The following is a 20467-nucleotide window of genomic DNA, read 5'->3' as shown; positions in this document are numbered from 1 at the left end:
TTTTAGTACCCAACAGGCCGAAAAAAAATAAGCCTTACAAAAAGCCGTCCGGGTGAAGCAACCAGCATACGCGGAGGAAAAAGCAAACGCTTCTACAAAGCATTTATCTTAGCCGGGTGGCGTCGATAAAGGCCAGCGAAGTGCGTGAAAATATCCGGCGAAATACCTTTAACAGCCGAAAGAAACCACGCTGCCCCTGTTCAGAAAAAACCAAGAAAGCAATCTGTACAGTCTTCCTTTCCGTACGGGAAAACCGTTCAATCAGAAATGATTTATCTGATAAATAAAGGAGCCATCCGGATAGTATAACAAGCTGACGATCAACTTTCAACATTGATAAACGAACAGATAAAATCCAGTAATTCTTCACGATTATGAAAACATTATACCTTTTTTTCAGCCTGCTTGTCCTTGTCGGGACAGCCATGGCACAATGTCCTAACCGTAATCTGGTTTTTGAAAGCCAGGGTGCTGTTGACAATTTCCCCAACCGCTATCCGGGATGCAAGGCACTTAAAGCAAGCCTGATTATCCGCAAAGATCAAGTTACGAGTCTGGAAGCCCTGAATGGCATTACTTCCATCGCGGGAAATCTTGAAATTACCGATAATTTCGGGCTGGCCAACCTGCACGGCCTCGAAACCCTTACGTCCATCAAAGGCAACCTCTACACGTATAATTCCGGGCTGACGAACCTTGGCGGACTGGAAAACCTGACGGAAATTGGTGGCAGTCTGAACCTTGGTCCTGCTGCCAAATTGACCAGTCTGGCTGCCTTGCAAAACCTTCGCAGCATTGGCAAAGACATCGACCTGTATGGAATAAACGTTCAGAATCTGGCCGGGCTGCAGAATATCACATCGATCAACGGGCGCATCAGCATGGTCAGCCTTCACGCACTTACGAGTTTGCAGGGGCTGCACAATCTGACCCGTACCGGGATGACATTTTCCATTCTCGGCGCTTTAAAACTTACCAACCTGAACGGGCTTGAAAAGCTGAAAAGCATTGGTGCTGCGTTGCCGGGTTCAACCATTTATCTGGGAAGTCTGATCATTCGGGATACGCCTATCAAAAACTTGGCATCGCTGCAGAACCTTACGTACTTGGCAGAAGATCTTGTACTGCATAACACTGCCCTGCCCGACTTGCAGGGATTGAACAATCTGTCCACGCTTTTGGGCTCACTGGAATTAAACAGCAATGCACTGCTGGAAAATGTGGATGGTCTGGAAAAACTCGATTCCATCGGCCAGAACCTGACATTGATCCAGAATGCTTCTTTGACCAACCTGAACGGCCTGCAGAACCTTGTATCCATCGGAAAGCGCAATGAACATTTTGTCACCAGATTCCTAACTATTGCCGGAAACCCCAGGCTGAGTGTATGTGACCTGAAGCCGGTGTGTGATTTTCAGGAAGTGCAGGGCGAGGATTTTATGATGATTGAAGGCAATGCGCCGGGGTGCAGCAGTTTTAACGAACTGTACGATTCATGCCGTGATTTACCGGTATTCAGTTTTTCTGCTGATACGCTGTTTTTTACAGTGGCAGAAGGCGCCGCCCCCAGCCCTCAATCCATTCAACTGGCAATCTCCGATTCGGGAAATCCCGGTGTATTGCTGACACCGTCTATGGACTCTGAATGGCTGATCATTCCTGTAACCGACAAAGTGGGTTCCTTGTCTTTCAGCGTCAACACAGCAGGTCTTGCGCCCGGCAGCTACACGGCTATTGTTACCGCTCAGGCACCGGGCTATCGTACCGCCTTCCTGAACGTAGTGCTTACCATCACACCGGCTGCACAGCTGACTACGGTACGCATCAATGCCGGCGGGGAAAGCATTACTGCTGATGACGGCCGCACTTTCAGTTCCGATCAGTACTTTGGCGGCACAGACCGTACATATGCCATTCCGTCGGGCGAAATCAAATATACCAGCAATAATGCGCTTTACCGGACCGAACGGAGCGCGGCAGCTTTCAGTTACAACATACCTGTTGTGAACGGCGATTATGCCGTGGTGCTGCATTTTGCTGAAATCTGGTTTGGATCTCCGCAAGGCAGACCGGGCGGCGCAGGAAAAAGAATGTTCAATGTGGATATGGAAGGCAGCCGAAAGCTGGAAAACTATGATATTTATGCCAAAGCAAACGGCGCACTGGCAGCCGTTGAAGAAGTATTTTATCTCACTGTTACGGACGGGACCTTAAACATTTTGTTCTCAAGTGGCGCAGCCGACTTGCCTACGGTGGCTGCCATTGAAGTTGTACCGGCTTCGGAGTACATCCGTTCAACGCTTACAATTCCTGTCATAGCAGATGCCTATGTACATGCAAGCTTTACCGATGAAAACTTCGGGACGTCCGGGGAATTGATTGTAAAATCCGGCGAGGAAAACATTACCAGAAATACTTACCTGAAATTTCCGCTGACCGGACTCATTCAGGTTTCTTCGGCCAGAATCCGTGTTTACGGCTATAATGTTGAAAGCACGATGAAGGTCAATCTGAGTGCATATGCTGTTGACAATGATGCCTGGACAGAAACCGGAATTACATGGAACAACGCCCCGGCAAGTGGTACCGTACCGCTGACCTACACAACCGTCAACAATGCAGCCGGTTACCGTGATATTGACGTGACTGAATTTGTACAGTCCCAGGTAGCAGGTGATAAATTAGTAAGCATCATGCTTAAAAACAGGACGTTCGTTAATAAAAAACTCGTATTTCAAAGTAAAGAAAACACGTTGGGCCAGGCACCTGAACTGGTTATTGTCACACACAGGCCGACTGATGCCGGTTCACGGATCAGTCAGGAAGTCCGGCCTGTTTCCTTGTTTTCAGAAATGGAAAACCAGAAGTCCGGCATATACCCCAATCCGGTAAGGAAACAATTCATCCTCAGACTTTCAAAACGGCATGAGGGCGCCGTATCGCTGCAGCTGATCAATAAACTCGGAAGGACATACGACATTGCTCCCGCTGAACAAACCAAGAAATCAGATCAGACCGAAGTAGACATTTCAGGACACACCTTAAATCCGGGCATTTATTTGCTGAAAGTCCGTTCCGCAACAGCTACCGAGCATTTGAAATTACTGATAGCCAATTGATGCTATGTTACAAACAAGCTTTTATATACTTAAAAGGGCCTTCAAGCATATGCTTTTAGGCCCTTTTAAGTATGCATCGCCATATTCCCCTACTCCGCGGCCCGGCGCTAATTTCTGATGCAATCTTACAGGTGTAGCTGCACTGAGGCTCTTTGAAGGAATTAAACCGGATCAATTGGCAAACCGTTTGAAAATCTTAAATCACCCTTTATTTACTCGACCTGTTATCCGGCTAACTGAACAGGATTTTCAGTTTCATATTCAAAAAGCATTCCGCTTTTTGATTGATTCATTTAACCTGATTATATTTGCGTAATCAGTTACGTAATTGTTTACATATGAAGTTTTTTGAAGAAGCCGGTAAAAAAGCCATCGGCAGCAGGCTGCGGATGCTTACTGATAAAATTACAACAGACGCTGCCGCCATTTATCAGCTATATGACATGGAATTGCAGCCCAAGTGGTTTCCGGTGTTCTATACCCTATCGCAAAGTAATGAAAAAACGATAACGGGAATTGCCGAGGAAATTGGCCACTCGCATCCTTCCGTAAGTAAAATCATCCGGGAAATGATCAAACACGGGCTTGTTCAGGAAAGGAAAGTTGCGCAGGACGGCAGGCGAACGATGGTCAGCCTAACGGAGAAAGGTGAAAATTACAAGCGTAAAATCCAGGATCAGTATCTGGATGTAGATGCGGCTATTGAATCCATTGCCTCGCAGGCTGGCCATGATCTCTGGAAGGCAATTGAAGACTGGGAATATCTGCTGCAACAAAAGTCGCTGCTACGGAGGGTTTCAGAACAGAAGAAGCAGCGTGAAAGCACAGCAGTGCAGATCGTTGACTACGGACCGGAATACGCATCGGCATTCCGGTCGCTGAATGAACAATGGATTTCGTACTATTTCAAAATGGAAGAAGCGGATTACAAATCGCTGGATGATCCCGAAGGCTACATTTTAAAAAAAGGCGGGCATATTTTTGTGGCTTTGTACGAAGGGCAGCCGGTCGGCGTATGTGCACTGATCAGAATAAAGGACGGAGAACAGGATTTTGAGCTTGCCAAAATGGCCGTCGCTCCTGCCATGCAAGGCAAGCATATCGGCTGGCTTCTGGGACAATCGGCACTTGACAAAGCCCGGGAGCTGGGTGGGAAAAAGGTGTATCTGGAAAGCAATACCATTTTGAAGCCGGCCATCAATCTTTATCAAAAGCTGGGTTTCAAGAAAATTACAGGACATCCGACGCCCTATGAACGCTGTAATATTCAGATGGAAGCCGATCTTGGCCAGCGCTATTCCCGGATCCATTAATTTCCGGTTACGTTCCAGCCAATCCGGAAACAGATTCTAACAGAATCGTCAAAGGATACGCGTGCTCATTTCGCGCCTGAATCTTTGACAATCTGTTTGTCTATGCAGATGTAAATGCTATTTTTCTACTTTAAGTACGATGACCGAGTGGGCCGGAATGGTGAGTTTCAGAACCTGCTTTTCCAGCCTGGCATTTGAAAAATCGGCAACAGCAATTTTGTTCGGCTGTTCAAAGGTATTATGGTCGCTCATTTTTGCAGATGACAGAATCTGGCCGGAAACTCTGGAATAAGCTTCCCCCCGCAACTGTATGGTCACTTCATTCGAACGACTGTAATCAATGTTGGTCAGGGAAATGTTCAGCTTGCCGGACGAATCCCGTGAGCACGATGCCGAAACCGCGGGGAGCTTTTCTTCTCCAAACTGATAGTCGGGCGCCTGGATCTGAACCGGAACCAGCATGGCATCCTGATGAACGTTATACATTTTCATAACATGGTAAGTAGGCGTCAACAGCATTTTCTCATCTTTGGTAAGAATTACCGCCTGTAAAACATTCACCATCTGGGCCAGGTTTGCACCGCGCACCCGGTCGGCATGGTTATTGAAAATGTTCAAAGTGAGGCCAGCGATCATGGCGTCGCGCATTGTATTTTGCTGATACAAAAACCCGGGATTTGTGCCTTCCTCCACATTGTACCAGCCACCCCATTCATCGACCAGCAATGCTACTTTTTTGTCGGGATCATACTTGTCCATGATGGTGCTGTGGCGGGTCACAAACTCCTCCATTTTCCAGGCTTCCTGCATGGTTTTAAAATACTGCGCTTCACTGAAAGCCACAGACGGCCCTTTATCTTTCCAGTCGAGAACCGAATAGTGATGCAATGCAACGCCCGAAAGCATGGTCAGCGGAATATTTTTCATCAATGTTTCCGTCCAGTGATAATCACCGTCATTGGCCCCGGATGCCACGCGGAAGAGTTTGGCATCTTTGCTCCAGTCATTCATAAAAGTGGCATACTGGCGGTAAATATTGGCGTAGTACTCGGCAGTCATGTTTCCGCCGCATCCCCATGCTTCATTTCCGACTCCCCACATTTTTACATTCCAGGGTTTCTCTCTGCCGTTTTGCTGGCGAAGCACGGCCATAGGGCTTCCTCCGGGATGGTTGACATAGGATACCCAGTCCGAGAGATCTTTTACCGTACCGCTGCCGACATTTCCTGCAAGATATGGTTCTGCACCGATGCGTTCACAAAGGTCCAGAAAATCATGCGTTCCAAAGCTGTTGTCTTCTTTTGTTCCTCCCCACCACGCATTGATCATGCTGGGCCTGTCTTTTTTGGAACCAATGCCGTCTTTCCACTGATACGCGTCCGCAAAGCATCCGCCCGGCCAGCGCAGGTTCGGCACTTTCAGTTCTTTCAGGGCAGCAACAATATCGTTGCGTATGCCGGCAGTATGAGGAATTAGGGTATTGTTTTCTCCTACATAAACCCCGCCGTAAATGCTTCTGCCAAGGTGCTCCGCAAAATGGCCGTATATGTGTTTGCTGATCCTGGTATTCGTCAGATCCGGGTCCAGAATAATTTTTGTCTGCGCACTACAGGTGAGTGCTGCCCAGCTCAGTAGCCACGCAAGCGCCTTTTTTTTCATAAGAGAAATGATGTAAATGTTGCTAGTGTCAAAAGTACACAATTTAGTTTGCCAGCAAAAGCAGCTATTTCCAGCAATCCGGGTTGTTATAGCTGGAACTATTTATTTAACTGGTGAAAGCGAAAATAGCAATGGCGGATGCAATTGCAAAACCTTTCTGATCATAAATTATAGTATAATGAATGGATGTGATTAAATAAAAGCATGATCGCCTTGCTTACTGGTACTGAAAAGCGCATTGTCATAAAATATTATAATATAGATGTAAACGGCCAAAATTGCAGCTTCCAACATACTTACGGACTTGCTTCGCTCGTTGAAAGGCAAAGCCTCAGACCTGTGTTCCCGAACTTTTTTTTCATTCTGATTTTCTGTGCGCAAACTGCCGCGGCGCAGCCCTGTTACACGCGTGTGCGGGGCGCCTTCGGTGCCGAGTTATTCGGCATCACGCCAAAAGGTGCAGCCATCGCGGAAGCAGCATTCGGCTATTTCAAAAGGTCATTCTGGAATGTTCAGGCAGGACTTGGCGCGGTTAATAAAAACACATTCCGCAGCCCTACCCTTTCCGGAGCATTGACACACTGCTTTGTACTGAATCCTTATAAAAGAAAATCCTGCGTTCTTCATCCAGGCCATTATCTGATTGAAAGCTACTTTGAAGCAGGTCTGGGCGGTTTTGCCGTAGATCGCTATGACAATGACCTATACGCCGGAACCAGCAAACAACGGCTGTTTACACCATCCGCGCTGGCGGGTTTTCGTTTGCATGTGGTTACAGGAAAATGGATTTATATCCTGAAACTCCGCTACACGCCACCTTTACTTGCCAATCTATTTGCCTCATATGCAGGTTTGGGACTGGGATTGGCCTGGCGTTGATTCTCCTTTGAACCAAATTTGTATTAGCGAAACAATAATGGAAGTATTTTGCTGAAAATAAGCAGACAGCTGACACCGATAGCAAAATACCATGACCAAAAAAATGTCCGTTCCAGCATCATGAATGCTGCTGAAACGGACTGGTACTACTCAAATAAAAAAGCGCGTTTACGGATTCTGAACCAGATTTTTATTCTGGTCAACTTCGTTCTGCGGAATAAAGAAAACGACCCGCGGATCAGTCGGCATTATGGTCTGACGGACATCGGTTGTCGGGGTGTTGTTCTGTGAATGCGTACCCGGGTAATTGCGGACCATAGGACGGCCGTTCCTGAAAAGATCATAAATCCGGTGGCCTTCGAATGCAAGTTCAAGGAAACGTTCTTCCAGAACCACATCCAGGATCGTTTTGCCCGCTGCCGCCACATTGCCTGTTGTGTACAATGCCGTCCCGCTCAGTCCTGCGCGGGTGCGTATCCGGTTTACATCTTCCAGTGCAGCGGCAGTGTTGCCGAGTTTTGCATTTGCTTCCGCACGGATCAGGTATATATCAGCCAGACGCAGGTATACAGGCGAAGATGCATTGATTACGTTATCCTGCAGCGTGTATTTGTTGATGTAATACATGGGCGTGGCAGGCGTAAGCTTTTTGTTCGTTTGCAGCTCTCCGTTCAGTACATAAGGTGTTATGAAGGATTTTCTCAGGTCTTCCGGATGCTGGTTCAGAAAGTCGATATACTTTTGGGAAGCATACAACTCGGCCCAGCCGCTCACACCCTGCGCTAGCGGCGTGCCGGAACGGTCCGAACTGATGTACATACTGCTGATCTCCGCAATCTGCACGCTGGTGTGCCGAACTGCAAATATGGTCTCCGAATTGTTTTCCGGTACAATTTTAAAATAATTGGCGTAATTGGAAGACGGCAAAAGCGTATATCTGCCGCTGTCAATAACCAGATCCGCATATTTCAATGCATTGGCATTATCATTTTTGAACAGGTAAACTTTTGATAGCAAGGCATAAGCCACTTCTTTCGATGCATAGATATTGCTTTTATTGACCGTCATCAGTTCGGCTGCCGCCAGCAGGTCGCTGATTACAAAATCATAAACTTCCTTGACCGAAGACCGCGGCAGCGATGTCACTTCGGTGTCGCTCAGCCCGTCACGGAGAATCGGAATGCCGGGATTGTTCCCGTTATCCTGCGGGTAAGGCCTGCCGAACATCCGCACCATGTTGAAATGCGCCATCGCACGCAGGTAAAGGTTTTCGCCTTTGAGCTGCTTCAGTTCGGCAGAGGCGTCATTGGATACAAAGCCGATGACCTTGTTGGCCGCCGCGATGATTTTGTAACACTGGCTCCAGTAATTCGTGGCATGCGAAGAAGTATTGATATGCGTGTACCGGTAAACACGCGTAAAATCGTTGCCCGATATCTGTCCCTGTGCAATTTCGTCGCTCGGGTACTCCATCATGATATGGCCGCTGTATACATAAGGCGATTTGTTCAGGAATGCATAAGTACCGATTGTCACAGTCTGCACATCCGACTCGCTTGAAAGCGCCGATGTTTCATCTATATTGGTTGTTGGATCAAAATACTGTTCGCAGGAAAGCATCGACACCAGTCCAAGTGCCAAAACAAGTTTTGAATTTATAAATTTCATATCTGTATGGAATATTACAAGGTAAAATTGACACCTAAAAGCAGCTTCCGGCTGATCGGATATTTGATGCTGGAATTACCCGGGGTATCTTCAAAAGAGAATGAAGCTTCGGGGTCCGGGCCGGTGAACTTGGTGCCCGTCCAGAGATTATCCGCGCTCACGAAAATATTGGCACGCGCAAACCCGATGCGCCTGACCGCATCCACCGGAATGGTGTAGCCAAGCCGCACGTTGCGCAGGCGGATGTAGCTCCCGTCTTCCAGGTATCTTGTCGAAGATTGATTGGAATCCTTGTTTCCGCCCACAATCGGTTTCGGGTGCGTTGCCACGTCGCCCTCTTTTTGCCACCGGGACCAGCCTTTGGCCAGTATCATCTGATTATAGCTTTCGTACAGGCCGTCATTATCAAAGTAGGCGCGGCTCTCATTATAAACCCAGTTGCCGTACACAAAATTGAAGAATGCAGAGAGCGTAAATCCTTTGTAGCCCAGTGTGTTGGTCAGACCGCCTGTAAATTTCGGGTTTGCCGATTTTCCTGTAAACTGGCGTGACTGCGCGGTTTGAACCGAGCTGTATGAATTGGTCAGTTCCTTTGTCACATTTCCATTGGCATCCTTCACGATCTTTTCCCATTGCGGGTCACCGTTTTCAGGATTTACGCCCGCCCAGACCGGCATATTGAACTCGCCCATGTCGTGGCCTGCTGCCAGCGGCAAACGGTTGCCGGGACGGAAAGTAGCCGCACCGCCGCTCAGTTCAAGGATTTTGTTGCGGTTGAAAGCCATATTGAAGTTGGTTTCCCACGTCAGCTGCTTTCCTGTCAGGTTGTTGGAAGTGAGGCTGAATTCAACGCCCCGGTTCCGGACAGAACCTGCATTTACCCATACATAGCTGTAACCAGTGGTTGCAGTCAGCGGTTTCTGGTAAAGCAGATCTTCGGATTTCTTGTTGTAAAGGTCCACTGCCAGATCAATGCGGTTCCAGAGGCTGATGTCAAAACCAACGTTCGATGCACGTATTTTTTCCCAAGTCAGATCAGGATTTCCTTTCTGGAAAGGCTGTGCGCCCGGCACGCCTGCATAGCTCGCCGATTGTGAAATGGTGTATAATCCCAGGGATGCAAAGTTAGGAATAGCCGCATTTCCGACCGTTCCGTGGCTGAGGCGCAGTTTGGCAAACGAAAGGACCTTGTTGTTTTTCAGAAAGCCCTCATTCGTCAGAACCCACGATGCACCGAGCTGAAAGAAGTTGGCAGTAGAATTGTTTTTACCAAACAAAGAAGAAAATTCATTCACCAGCGAACCGACCAGAAAGTAGCGGTTATCATAATTGTAATCTGCCTGTCCGAGAAACTTGCGGAATGCAACCTGCTCATTGTAGCTCGTCGGAGAAACCAGAATATCCGTCGCTACCGACAAAACATCCTGCCCAGCCGGCAACCCTTTGCCCGAAACGGTATTGAATTCTATAAAAGAAGTCTCCGCTTCCGCCACGCCCAGCACCGTGAGACTGTGCTTTCCGAAATCCTCGGAGTAACGGATGCGGTTAGACGTCAGCAGGCGATAGTTGTTGGAATTGTTGTTGTAAAGCTCGCCTCCGTTCGCTCCGCCCTGCTTGGTGCGTCGGTCGTAGTAAGTAGCGCCCGATCCGTTTCCGAAATTGGCCCGATTGTAGCTGGAAATTGTGATTTTATCCGTCAGGTCGTAATCCAGGTTTACATCAAGGCTGGTTCTCAGGCTTTTGGCCCTGGCAAAATTGTACTGAATGGAATGCAGGAAATTTTCGCGGTCGCGGCCCAGCCAGTTCGGGTACGAGCGGCCGTCTGTAGGCGCTCCGTTTTCGTAGGCCGGATCAAAAGGAAGATTGGTGTACGCATCGTATAAAGTGTTGCTGTTCTGGTAATTATCCCTTGTATACTGCGCATTGAAAAGTACAGCCGCCGTGAGTCTGTTCGTCAGCTGCGATCTCAGGTTTGTACGGAGGTTGTAGCCAGTTTTATCATTTTCAATGACCGTTCCCTGCTCTTTGTAATAATTTCCCGAAACATAAAAGGTAGTCTTATCAGAACCGCCTGAAACGGAAACGTTGTGGTTGTTTACAAATCCCGTACGGAATGCCTGGTCCCACCAGTTGGTGTTGGTTTTTAAGACAGAAGGATCACGCGGATTGAACGTACTCTGGAAATCAAACAGTTCCTGTGCATTCATCAGCCTGAAATTTCCGGTTGTCGCCTGAGCCCAGCCGAATGTATTATTGAAATTGATCTCTGTCTTACCGGCTTTTCCCATTTTCGTATTGACAATAATCACGCCGTTTGCAGCGCGTGAACCGTACAAACCCGTGGCTGCAACGTCTTTCAGAACCGTTACATTTTCCACATCCACCGGGTTATAGCTGCCGTCAATGTTGCCGTCGACCACGTACAGCGGCGAACTGTTTGCCGAAATCGTACCCGAGCCACGGATTACGATCCTGGCCGGACTTGTCGGATCGCCCGAATTGGTGGAAACAACAACGCCCGGCGCTTTGCCCTGCAAAAGATTCGGCAACTCATTGGAAGTAACATCGCGCAGCTTCTGACTGCTGATTGTGGAAACCGAGCTGGACAGATAACGCGCTTTTTTTGCTGAATATCCTACGACCACCACTTCGTCCAGCCCCTTTGCATCTGATTCGAGAACGATATCGAGATTCGTAGCGCCGTCTACAACCACTTCTTTGGTTACGTACCCGATAAAGCTGAAAATGAGCGTAGTACCCGGGTTTACAAGATTGATACTGAATGCGCCGTCGATATCCGTGGTTGTACCTTTATTCGTTCCTTTTTCCACAATGCTGACGCCGGGCAGCGCTTCCTTTTCACTGGAAATTACTTTTCCGGTTACGGTATAATCCAGTTGCCTGACCACATTTCTGGTCATCTTTCCGGCCTTTTTATCCGGACTTAGCGCCCAGGAAGTTTGCAGTACAGCAGACAGCACAGTTGCCGTAAGCAATGTCCGCCTGAATAGAAAATTGTATCGGTCTTTCATAACTGAGGAAATGAATCTGTTAAGTTTTAGGTTTTAATAAGAGTTTAGAGAACAGGAATTTGAACCCCGGAGGGAACATGCAGAACTTAACTAAGCAGTTGCAGCTTGGGCTTTGGCATAGGCATATTTCGGACTAAGGTTTAGGAATAATTATCTTTGAGTAATGTAATAAAATTTTATAAAAATCAATTACAAAGGAATATTATTTCGACTTTTCCTGACTTAACTTCTAAATTTATTACTACGCAAAATAGGGTAAATACAAAAACGTGCACGTACACGCATGGAAATTTACCTGAAATGAAAAGCATGTAACCGGATGGTTTCCTGAACCGGATGAAAAGTTTGGCTTTTATTTTCAGAAAGAAAATGTTTGGGTAAATACTTACGGTTGCTCGCAAGCCATGTATGTAAAAAGCGCAGAAATAATGCCGGGTGCTGTCGGGTACATCCGATCGGAAAGCCGTGGGATTATATACGTTACTTTACCGGAAACTTTTTATTTACCAATGCCCGGGTTTCCTTGTGAGCGCTTCGATGCGCTGAAACAGGAAGGTTAAAGATCAGCAATTTGGATTCGGCAGAATAGAGAATCAAAGCAGCATAGCAGATCTGTTTGAAGACATTCAAGTAGCTTATTAAGTAATAATCCGGCTGCATCCTTCCTGAACAAAGGCCGGAATGGATGCAGCCGAAACAGCATCATGCTGTAAGAATACTTTCATTTTGCACGCTTTTCAGGACTTCGTAGCTGTGGATACGTGCCTCCGGATCATAAATGTGGCTCGTAACCATCAGCTCGTCAAGCTGCGTATGTTTCTGAAAATAGGCCAGCTCGCTGCCTACTTTTTTCCGGTCACCGATAAAGGTGTATTTCATCATTTGCCTTACCGCAGCTTCTTCATATTCGCCCCAGAGTCCGTCCATACTTTCAACAGGCGGCTGTAAAGCCCTTCGCCTGCCTGTAATGATTCCGGTTGCAAGCTGGAAAAAAGAGGTGGCCAGCCGTTCAGCTTCCTGATTTGTGTCCGCCGCGATCACATTCACACAAGCCATTACATAAGGCTGCGCAAGGTAGCGCGACGGCCTGAAATTGCGGCGGTAAAGTTCAATGGCGTTCATAAAATAGTTGGGCGCAAAGTGACTCGCAAATGCATAAGGCAAACCCAGATGGGCCGCGAGCTGTGCACTGTCGGTACTCGAACCCAGTATCCAGATCGGAATGTCCAGTCCTTCCCCGGGAACAGCACGTACTTTGGCATTCCGGTTCTCTGCCGAAAAGTAAGTCTGCAATGCCATTACATCATTCGGAAAATCCTGAGCGGATTCCATGTAGTTGCGTCTGAGCGCACGGGCTGTAACCTGATCCGTTCCCGGTGCACGCCCGAGGCCAAGATCTATGCGGTCCGGGTATAGTGACGCAAGGGTACCGAACTGTTCGGCAACGACCAGCGGCGCATGATTTGGCAACATAATACCGCCGCTGCCTACACGGATTGTTTTGGTACCGCCGGCAATGTAGCCGATCAGAACGGAAGTAGCGGAACTGGCCACGCTTTCCATATTGTGGTGCTCTGCAAGCCAGTATCGTTTATAGCCAAGCTCTTCGACACGCTGTGCGAGCCGGAGACTGTTCCTGAATGTTGTGGCTGCATTGTTTCCTTCCGTGATCGGCGCAAGATCCAGAATGGAAAATGGAATATCCTGAATGAGTTTATCTGCCATAGTTGTATATCATCTATAAGAATGCTGCTAGTAAAAAGCATTTAAACAGCTTGTGAGTTCCTTTGTCAGCCATGATTTTGCAGGATACCCCCGGTTCGTTGATCATTCTTATCCTCAAAAGATGAACCTTGGAAAGAATTAAGTTTGGATATGGTTGGTTATTTTTTGTCATGGATGGTCAATTGTAGTCATTTGTGGTTATTCATAGTCATGTTTGGTCATTTGTGGTTATTCATAGTCATGTTTGGTCATTGGTGGTCATTAATAGTCATTTGTGGTCATTAATTGTCATTTGTGGTCATTAATAATCATTGATGGTCATTTTTGGATATTTATGGTTTTGTCTTGTTATTACTCATAGAAGTTGTTTAAGAATGCCGGTTTCAAACAATGCCAAAAGGCTATTTGGAAGATGGGTTTTCTAGTCAGGTTCTGTTATCTTAGCCTCAAAAAACAAAAATGGAATTTACTGATCTGCAAAGGCAAATCGAGTTTATAAAGGAAGTGGACAAACTGAAATATATTCTCCGCAAAACCAGGCTGTTCAACAGTAACAGAAACGAGAATGATGCCGAGCATAGCTGGCATTTAGCGCTGATGGCCATAGTGCTGGCCGATCATGCAAATTTCAAGATTGATCTGCTTAAAGTTGTCAAGATGCTGTTGATCCATGACATTGTGGAGATTGATGCGGGGGATACTTTTATTTATGACACTGAAAAAAACCATGAAAATACGGTTCAGGAAAGACAAGCTGCCCAGCGGATTTTCGGAATATTGCCGGAGCATCAAGCCGCTGAATTGATAGCTATCTGGGAAGAATTTGAAGAGCAGCAAACCAATGAAGCAAAGTTCGCCCGGACAATGGACCGACTGGAACCCCTTTTGCAAAATACTTCTAATCAAGGCGGCACATGGAACGAATTCGGCGTGAATTACGACAAAGTGTACAGTAAGAAACAGGTTATAAAAAACGGTTCCGATTCAATCTGGAAATTCGCAGAACAACTTATAAACGAAAGTGTTGAAAAAGGGATTTTAAAAAAATAGGTCTGCGAACCGGCACGGGCCGAATATGTCGTTAAATTAAAGACAGTATTTTAAAATCAGCACAACCTTCTGAACAGGAAGATAAATCCAGTAATTGCCCGAAGCTGAATCTGACAATTTGTATAAAAATCGGGGTCAGGCTGAAAGATTTGCCTGACCCCGAAAAAAGTATACACCGTTCCTGCCATTGTTTTTAACAGAAACAATTTTCAACTTTCTATAAACCGTTTCCTAATGCAAGGCCCTTTGATGCCGTGCTGAAACTGTATTTCAGCTGAGAAACACCCGTAGCAAGATCAATAGAGTAAAAGCTGGTAGTTCCATTTACGGTAAAGATCGCATATCCCGTACCCGAAACATTGCCGATATCAAAACCGATACCTGCTGCCACATCCATATTCAGTGGCTTGGGCTCGATCAGAATTCCGTCATTTGGTGGGCTTTGCTTGTAGAGGATATCCGAGCTGCTGTCCAGATCAAACAATGTCGTATTGGCAGCAACAACACCCGGGTAACTGTTGGTGTATGCCACTGCGGTTATCGCCGGCGTTGCGCCTGCAGCACTTCCGATTTTAAGCGGGCCGTCCAGAATGGTCACGCCATCCATGACGTTGATCCGCAGGTTTTGTCCTGTGTTGCTGACAACCCTTAATCGGTCCGCCGCAGGGTTGAAATCTACACCGAACATCGTTCCGTTGAGTGTTACGGGCGAATTGTCAGCCAGTTTCAAGGCTGCCAGTTCTGTGGCAGCACCGGAGCCCAAATCTATTCCGTAAATCCTGCTGTTGCTTCCCAACGCATGCAGGCGTCCATTGGCAGGCCTGAAATCAATTCCATGCAACATGACTTCCGCCGGCAATCCGGTCACTGCTTTGGTCCCATATTCGCTTCCCGATTGCGGGTTGAATATTTTGATATTGTTTGAACCGTCCAGCGAGTATCCTACCGGCAATGAAGGGATGGCTATACCGACGATATTCACGCCCGCAGGGAAGTTTCCGAGTTTCTGCAATTTGCCGGAAGTCAGGTCCACATAATCCAGTTCCCATGCATCACCGACTTTGACGGAAGCGATCGGATAAACATCCGCAGCCTCTATATCGGGAGAAATGTCAAATCCGCCGACTTCCTGAATATTAGTTCCGAGTGAACCTACTTCCACCAATGCACCCGGGTTGGGAGGATTCTGAATATACAACATGTCCGTAACAGGATCAATGTCGTACAATGTCGTACCTGCGCCGGCCGGAGCCGCAACCACGCCCGCACGGCTGTTGGTATACGCCACCGCCCCGACCTGCGGATTGGCCGGACCGTTCAGTGCCGCATCGCCCGGAACCACTACTGCCGTTTCGGGATGCAAACGCAAGTTTTGTGCCGTACTGGACACGACACGTATCCTGTCAACAGTCGGATTAAAATCAAAACCGATGTTACCCGTTAAGGTTACAGCAACCGGAGCAGTTCCGATGCGAGTCGCTTTACCCTGCTGGTCACCGGATTTTACATTGATCTGATACAAATTACTCTGGACACTGATCGCATAAAGCTGTCCGTTAGCAGGCCTGAAATCAATCCCGGCAAGCTTGTCGCCACTTTCCATTCCTGTCACCGGGAAAGATCTGAGAGGCGTACCGGTATTTTTTACGTTGATTTCGTGAAGCTGGTTATTATCGGATAGCGCATAAAAGATTCTGTCCGGCAGGGCCTGTTCGGTTGGAGGTACCCGGTGATCTTCGCATGATAACAAAGAAAAAGAAGCAGCAAGGCCTGCGGCAAGTGCCGTTCGTTTCAAATGTTGCTTAAAAAATTTCATTGGCAGATTGGTTAAATGAGCAATTGTTTTTTCAACCTACGTCTGAAACCGTGTATCAGATTAAAAACTCAGATAATTTTTTAATTCTGTTTTAATCATATTTTAATTCAGGTATAATTAAAAGTTTGTATCGGAATTTACATACAAACAGATCCGGAAATCACAGATGAATGACAAAACGGGATTTGACTATATCGAACATATTCCTGGCTTGAATGGCCGTTAGTCAAAATAGTCAGGAGCAAATACCTGCTGACCATAACGTTCCGCAACTTGCTGCAAATGCTGAATATATGCTTTGTCCATGACAGGCAGCGGCAGGAACCGGCCATTGTCAACAGGCTGTCCGACCTCTTCGAAAAACTGTTCCAGACCCGCCGGCACAACGGTACATAGAAGCCGGGCGGCATTTTGCGTTTTATTTTTAAAACAGTGCACCATACCGCCTTTGGGAATATTGACAAATGAACCTTTAACGGCAGTGTATCTGCCTGCTTCTGTCGTAAACTCGACCTCGCCATCGACCACGTAGAAAGACTCTTCAAAACCGGCATGTGCATGCGGGCCCGGACCGCCGCCGGGCGGAACAAGCATCTCAATCGTTGCAAATGCGCCATCTGTGTCTTTTCCACTGGCCAGTATCCGGTACGTGTTGCCAACTACGGAAATGCTGTTGCCTTGCTCTGTATCAAGGAGAATCGGAAGTTTTTTTTCGTTTTTCATTTTTTTACTGTTTTTGGCCTGCAAATTAGCCCCTATTTTATCCTGCAAACAATCAGGAACCATGATTTGCATTTGCTGATTGCCTGTTTTAAAGCCATTGACCGGATTTCAAAAAGCCGCTCCGGAGGAGTGCCATGTTTGCAGGAACCAAAATCCGGTGGAAACAAATGCGGTATGTAAATTTTTTCCCAAGACCCGTACAACAACCATTCGTCATGCATCCCGGCAGCCGCCATATTTTATGCTTCATTGTCATTAAATAAATTACACGCTCTTTTTACAACTACTTTATAGGGCCTGAAACTCAATGTGTAGTAATGTCAGCGTCAAGTAACTTTTGTATAAAGTTTGAACCAAATCTTTATAACTTACAGGTTACAAACGGATACTTTATACTACTTAACAACTCAGCAAAACTCCATGCAACTATCTTTACAAACTGACTACTGCTTTCCGAAAGGCTATATCCGGGCGAAATTCATGTGGTTTGGATCCATGAAAAACAACAGCAGTATATACAGGCCGCAAAATGCATTCCGGGTATTTTTGTTATCCCTGTCACTCTTTTTTATATCGTCACTCAATCTTATGGCCCAGCCTGCCATTCAGTGGGACAGGACGATTGGCGGTCCTGTTAGCAGTGGCCTTGCTTCCAGTCAGCAGACTGCTGACGGCGGTTATATTCTGGGAGGTACCTCCTCTGTCAAAACTGGTTTGGACAAAACAGATCCCGGAAAAGGTGATCTGGATTACTGGATTGTCAAACTGTCTGCTGATGGGGTAAAGCAATGGGACCATTCATATGGAGGACCCGGAGAGGATAATTTCACAACAATGCAACAGACTGCTGACGGCGGCTATATACTGGCCGGGTATTCAAGCTCGGACGCAGGAGGCGACAAGAGTGAAAATTACAGGGGCGGTTTAAACAGTGATGGTTTTCGTACGTATGACATCTGGGTAATTAAAATAGCTGCGGACGGCACCAGGGTGTGGGATAAAACACTGGGCGGTTCCAGAAGCGAGTCTGTGAATGCTATTGTTCAAACCACGGACGGCGGATATATTCTTTCAGGAACATCCAATTCGGATATTGGCTTGGATAAAACCGGTCCGGTACTGGGTGGTATGGATTTCTGGGTCGTCAAGCTTGCAGCAAACGGAGATAAGCAATGGGATAAAACGTACGGAACTTCCCGCTTTGAGCAGAATAGTTATATAAAGCAAACCGGCGATGGCGGCTATATTCTGGGTGGTACCACCAACGATTACCAGCCTGACCGCAGTGCTGATTACATGGTCATCAGAATCGCTCCAGATGGCACTAAAATCTGGGAAAAGATATTTGGCGGCACTGGCGTGGACGAATTACATAATATCATTACTACAAGTGACGGAGGCTATTTGGTTGCGGGCTATTCAAACAGCCTTGCAGGTGGTGATAAAAGTGAAGCACCACAAGTGCACCCTGATGAAGATTATAGCCGGTTTTTTGACTACTGGATATTGAAATTAGCGCCGGATGGCACCAAAGAGTGGGACCGGACCATTGGAGGTACAATTTACGATGAGGGAGGATATTTTAGCGGCGAGAGCTATCTCAGAAGCACATACCAGACAACCGATGGCGGCTATCTGCTGGGCGGACATTCCAATGCCCGGCAAGGCCGGAGTAAAACAGAAAACAACAAAGGCAAAAACGATTACTGGATAGTAAAAATTGATGCAAAGGGAAGCAAGCTCTGGGACAAAACAATTGGCGGTAATGACAACGATGAATTAAGAAGTGTTTTCCAGACGTCGGACGGCGGCTGTTTCCTGGCAGGCAGTTCCTTTTCCAGTGCAAGCGCTGATAAAGCCGAAAGCAAAAAAGGCACAGGCTCCGATTACTGGGTAGTAAAACTTGCAGCTGAGCAACAGCCATTTCCGCAAACTTCGGTCCGGATCAATGCAGGCGGACAGGCCTTTGCAGCTTCCGGCGGCAGGCAGTTTATTGCGGATCAGTACTTTGCCGGTATTGACCGCACCAGCTCCATTGCTTCCGGCGACATTCTGCATACAACTGATGACGTATTGTATCGTTCGGGCCGCTGTTCACCTTCGTTCAGCTACAACATTCCGATGGCCAACGGCAAGGTAAATGTAATCCTGCACTTTGCCGAAACGTGGTTCGGTGTGCCGGGAAGAGGACCGGGCGGAGCAGGAAAAAGGCAATTCCATGTAACAATGGAAGGCAGCCGAAAACTTACCAACTTCGACATCTTTGCCGCTGCCGGCGGTGCCATGCTTGCTGTCCAGAAATCCATTCCGGTCACCATTGCGGACGGCGTGCTGAACATTGATTTTACAAGCGGTGCAGCCGATCTGCCACGCATTTCAGCCATTGAAGTTGTGAGAACAAGCCTGACGCTGAAGCCTCTTGCCGACGCCTATGTGCGTGATGGAAGCTATCGGATGACAAACTTTGGAGCTGCTGCCAATCTGGACATCAAGAATATTGCCGGCGATCTTTCAGCCAAACGCACGTCGTACCTCCGCTTCCAGCTGCCGGCAGCTACTGTCATCAACGCTGCCAAATTGCGGATTTATGGCCATAATCACGAAAACAGCAAGGACATTTCGGTGCATGCCTATGGTGTGGATAATGACAGCTGGACGGAAAACGGGATTGTCAAAAGCAATGCACCGGCTGCTTCTACGCCTTCACTGGGCTATGCAGCTGTTAATGATGTTTACAGATATTACGAAGTCGATGTAACCAAATATGTGAAAGCCCAGCTGCAATCTGGCGAAACTTTGGTAAGTCTGATGCTGGCCGACCCGAATAACCGTAATACAAGAGTGATCTTGAACAGCAGGGAAAACAGTATAAATCCTCCTCAGCTCATCGTTCAGACTCCGCCTGTTATTAAAAACAACACCAGGCTTAATCAACAGGAAATCAGTACAGAACCGGAAACGGAGCAATCGTCCGTTTATCCCAACCCGGCCGGAAAGCAGTTCACAGTGTCGGTATCTACAAAGCACAGCGGAAGTATTTCCCTTGATATTTTAAGCAATGCCGGACAAAGTTATCCGATTATGACTACTCACATGGCAATAGCAGGCCAGAAAGCAGAAGCAGATATTTCTGCACTTTCATTAAAATCAGGAATCTATCTGCTCAGAATTCATTCCCAAGCTGCAACCGAGGTCATCAAAATTCTGGTGAATGACTAATCAGATTGCAAGCAATTAAAGCCAGGCAACTGTTGGCAATTAGCTTACAGCGAATTGATCAGCCTGACTTTTATTTAGATGGAATCACAAAGATCAAAAACCGCAATTCATTTCAATCAAATACTTATCCGCTACAAGAAAGTTGTTCATCCGGCATTATGGACGGCTTTCCTTTAGCTTAACGGATTCATCATGTTCAGTTTGTAACTGCAATGTTCATTAACGGACAATAACAAAACAGAAACTTGTTGAAATACAGCGATT

Annotated in this window: 11 protein-coding genes; 5 read left to right on the top strand and 6 right to left on the bottom strand. The window is 47.0% G+C overall.

Features of this window, described 5'->3' with window-relative positions; translation table 11 throughout:
• Positions 1–374 precede the first annotated feature (374 nt).
• Together FEM33_RS12015 and FEM33_RS12010 are read left to right on the top strand one after the other, a co-directional pair.
• Entirely contained in the window at positions 375–3119 is a 2745-nt protein-coding gene (locus FEM33_RS12015; protein WP_139012267.1) for a CBM96 family carbohydrate-binding protein, read from the top strand.
• 338 nt (positions 3120–3457) lie between these two features.
• On the top strand, positions 3458–4432 hold the full coding sequence (locus tag FEM33_RS12010; protein ID WP_139012266.1) for a bifunctional helix-turn-helix transcriptional regulator/GNAT family N-acetyltransferase: 975 nt from the start codon (positions 3458–3460) through the stop codon (positions 4430–4432).
• Positions 4433–4549: 117 nt separating this feature from the next.
• On the opposite strand, the gene FEM33_RS12005 is transcribed toward FEM33_RS12010, so the two are convergent.
• The gene (locus tag FEM33_RS12005; RefSeq protein ID WP_139012265.1) at positions 4550–6091 is read right to left on the bottom strand and encodes an alpha-N-arabinofuranosidase; all 1542 of its coding nucleotides are present in this window, start codon (positions 6089–6091) and stop codon (positions 4550–4552) included.
• Positions 6092–6295: 204 nt separating this feature from the next.
• On the opposite strand from FEM33_RS12005, the gene FEM33_RS12000 reads away from it, so the two are divergent.
• Entirely contained in the window at positions 6296–6970 is a 675-nt protein-coding gene (locus tag FEM33_RS12000; RefSeq protein ID WP_139012264.1) for a hypothetical protein, read from the top strand.
• Between the two features lie 168 nt (positions 6971–7138).
• Here the strand turns inward: FEM33_RS12000 and FEM33_RS11995 are convergent, their stop codons facing one another.
• The 3 genes from FEM33_RS11995 to FEM33_RS11985 all read right to left on the bottom strand — a co-directional run bounded on the left by FEM33_RS11995 (position 7139) and on the right by FEM33_RS11985 (position 13395).
• Complete coding sequence (locus FEM33_RS11995) at positions 7139–8638, bottom strand: RagB/SusD family nutrient uptake outer membrane protein (protein WP_139012263.1); 1500 nt, start codon at positions 8636–8638, stop codon at positions 7139–7141.
• A gap of 14 nt (positions 8639–8652) precedes the next feature.
• Positions 8653–11670 carry a SusC/RagA family TonB-linked outer membrane protein gene (locus FEM33_RS11990; RefSeq protein WP_139012262.1) on the bottom strand — a complete coding sequence of 1006 codons (3018 nt, stop codon included), beginning with the start codon at positions 11668–11670 and terminating at the stop codon, positions 8653–8655.
• A 702-nt stretch (positions 11671–12372) separates the two neighbouring features.
• Positions 12373–13395 (bottom strand): LLM class flavin-dependent oxidoreductase, encoded by a 1023-nt coding sequence (locus tag FEM33_RS11985; protein ID WP_139012261.1) that lies wholly within the window; start codon positions 13393–13395, stop codon positions 12373–12375.
• 459 nt (positions 13396–13854) lie between these two features.
• Between FEM33_RS11985 and FEM33_RS11980 the strand changes: the two genes are divergently transcribed.
• Positions 13855–14445 carry an HD domain-containing protein gene (locus tag FEM33_RS11980; RefSeq protein WP_139012260.1) on the top strand — a complete coding sequence of 197 codons (591 nt, stop codon included), beginning with the start codon at positions 13855–13857 and terminating at the stop codon, positions 14443–14445.
• 217 nt (positions 14446–14662) lie between these two features.
• Here the strand turns inward: FEM33_RS11980 and FEM33_RS11975 are convergent, their stop codons facing one another.
• Positions 14663–16261, bottom strand: coding sequence for a DUF4394 domain-containing protein (locus FEM33_RS11975; RefSeq protein WP_139012259.1), 1599 nt, complete (start codon positions 16259–16261; stop codon positions 14663–14665).
• Between the two features lie 222 nt (positions 16262–16483).
• Positions 16484–16984: a cupin domain-containing protein gene (locus FEM33_RS11970; RefSeq protein WP_139012258.1), complete on the bottom strand. Its 501-nt coding sequence runs from the start codon at positions 16982–16984 to the stop codon at positions 16484–16486.
• Positions 16985–17404: 420 nt separating this feature from the next.
• Between FEM33_RS11970 and FEM33_RS11965 the strand changes: the two genes are divergently transcribed.
• Positions 17405–20203: a CBM96 family carbohydrate-binding protein gene (locus tag FEM33_RS11965; RefSeq protein WP_139012257.1), complete on the top strand. Its 2799-nt coding sequence runs from the start codon at positions 17405–17407 to the stop codon at positions 20201–20203.
• Positions 20204–20467 lie beyond the last annotated feature (264 nt).

This window comes from Dyadobacter flavalbus (assembly GCF_006149045.1).
Lineage (GTDB): Bacteria > Bacteroidota > Bacteroidia > Cytophagales > Spirosomataceae > Dyadobacter > Dyadobacter flavalbus.
Note: the sequence above shows the minus strand (reverse complement) of the source record. Positions and strands in the feature narration are given on the sequence as shown.

Bases quoted from the DNA above. Each gene is read 5' to 3' on its own strand.
- FEM33_RS12015 (WP_139012267.1), top strand. From the start codon at position 375: ATGAAAACATTATACCTTTTTTTCAGCCTGCTTGTCCTTGTCGGGACA.
- FEM33_RS12010 (WP_139012266.1), top strand. From the start codon at position 3,458: ATGAAGTTTTTTGAAGAAGCCGGTAAAAAAGCCATCGGCAGCAGGCTG.
- FEM33_RS12005 (WP_139012265.1), bottom strand. From the start codon at position 6,091: ATGAAAAAAAAGGCGCTTGCGTGGCTACTGAGCTGGGCAGCACTCACC.
- FEM33_RS12000 (WP_139012264.1), top strand. From the start codon at position 6,296: ATGATCGCCTTGCTTACTGGTACTGAAAAGCGCATTGTCATAAAATAT.
- FEM33_RS11995 (WP_139012263.1), bottom strand. From the start codon at position 8,638: ATGAAATTTATAAATTCAAAACTTGTTTTGGCACTTGGACTGGTGTCG.
- FEM33_RS11990 (WP_139012262.1), bottom strand. From the start codon at position 11,670: ATGAAAGACCGATACAATTTTCTATTCAGGCGGACATTGCTTACGGCA.
- FEM33_RS11985 (WP_139012261.1), bottom strand. From the start codon at position 13,395: ATGGCAGATAAACTCATTCAGGATATTCCATTTTCCATTCTGGATCTT.
- FEM33_RS11980 (WP_139012260.1), top strand. From the start codon at position 13,855: ATGGAATTTACTGATCTGCAAAGGCAAATCGAGTTTATAAAGGAAGTG.
- FEM33_RS11975 (WP_139012259.1), bottom strand. From the start codon at position 16,261: ATGAAATTTTTTAAGCAACATTTGAAACGAACGGCACTTGCCGCAGGC.
- FEM33_RS11970 (WP_139012258.1), bottom strand. From the start codon at position 16,984: ATGAAAAACGAAAAAAAACTTCCGATTCTCCTTGATACAGAGCAAGGC.
- FEM33_RS11965 (WP_139012257.1), top strand. From the start codon at position 17,405: ATGCAACTATCTTTACAAACTGACTACTGCTTTCCGAAAGGCTATATC.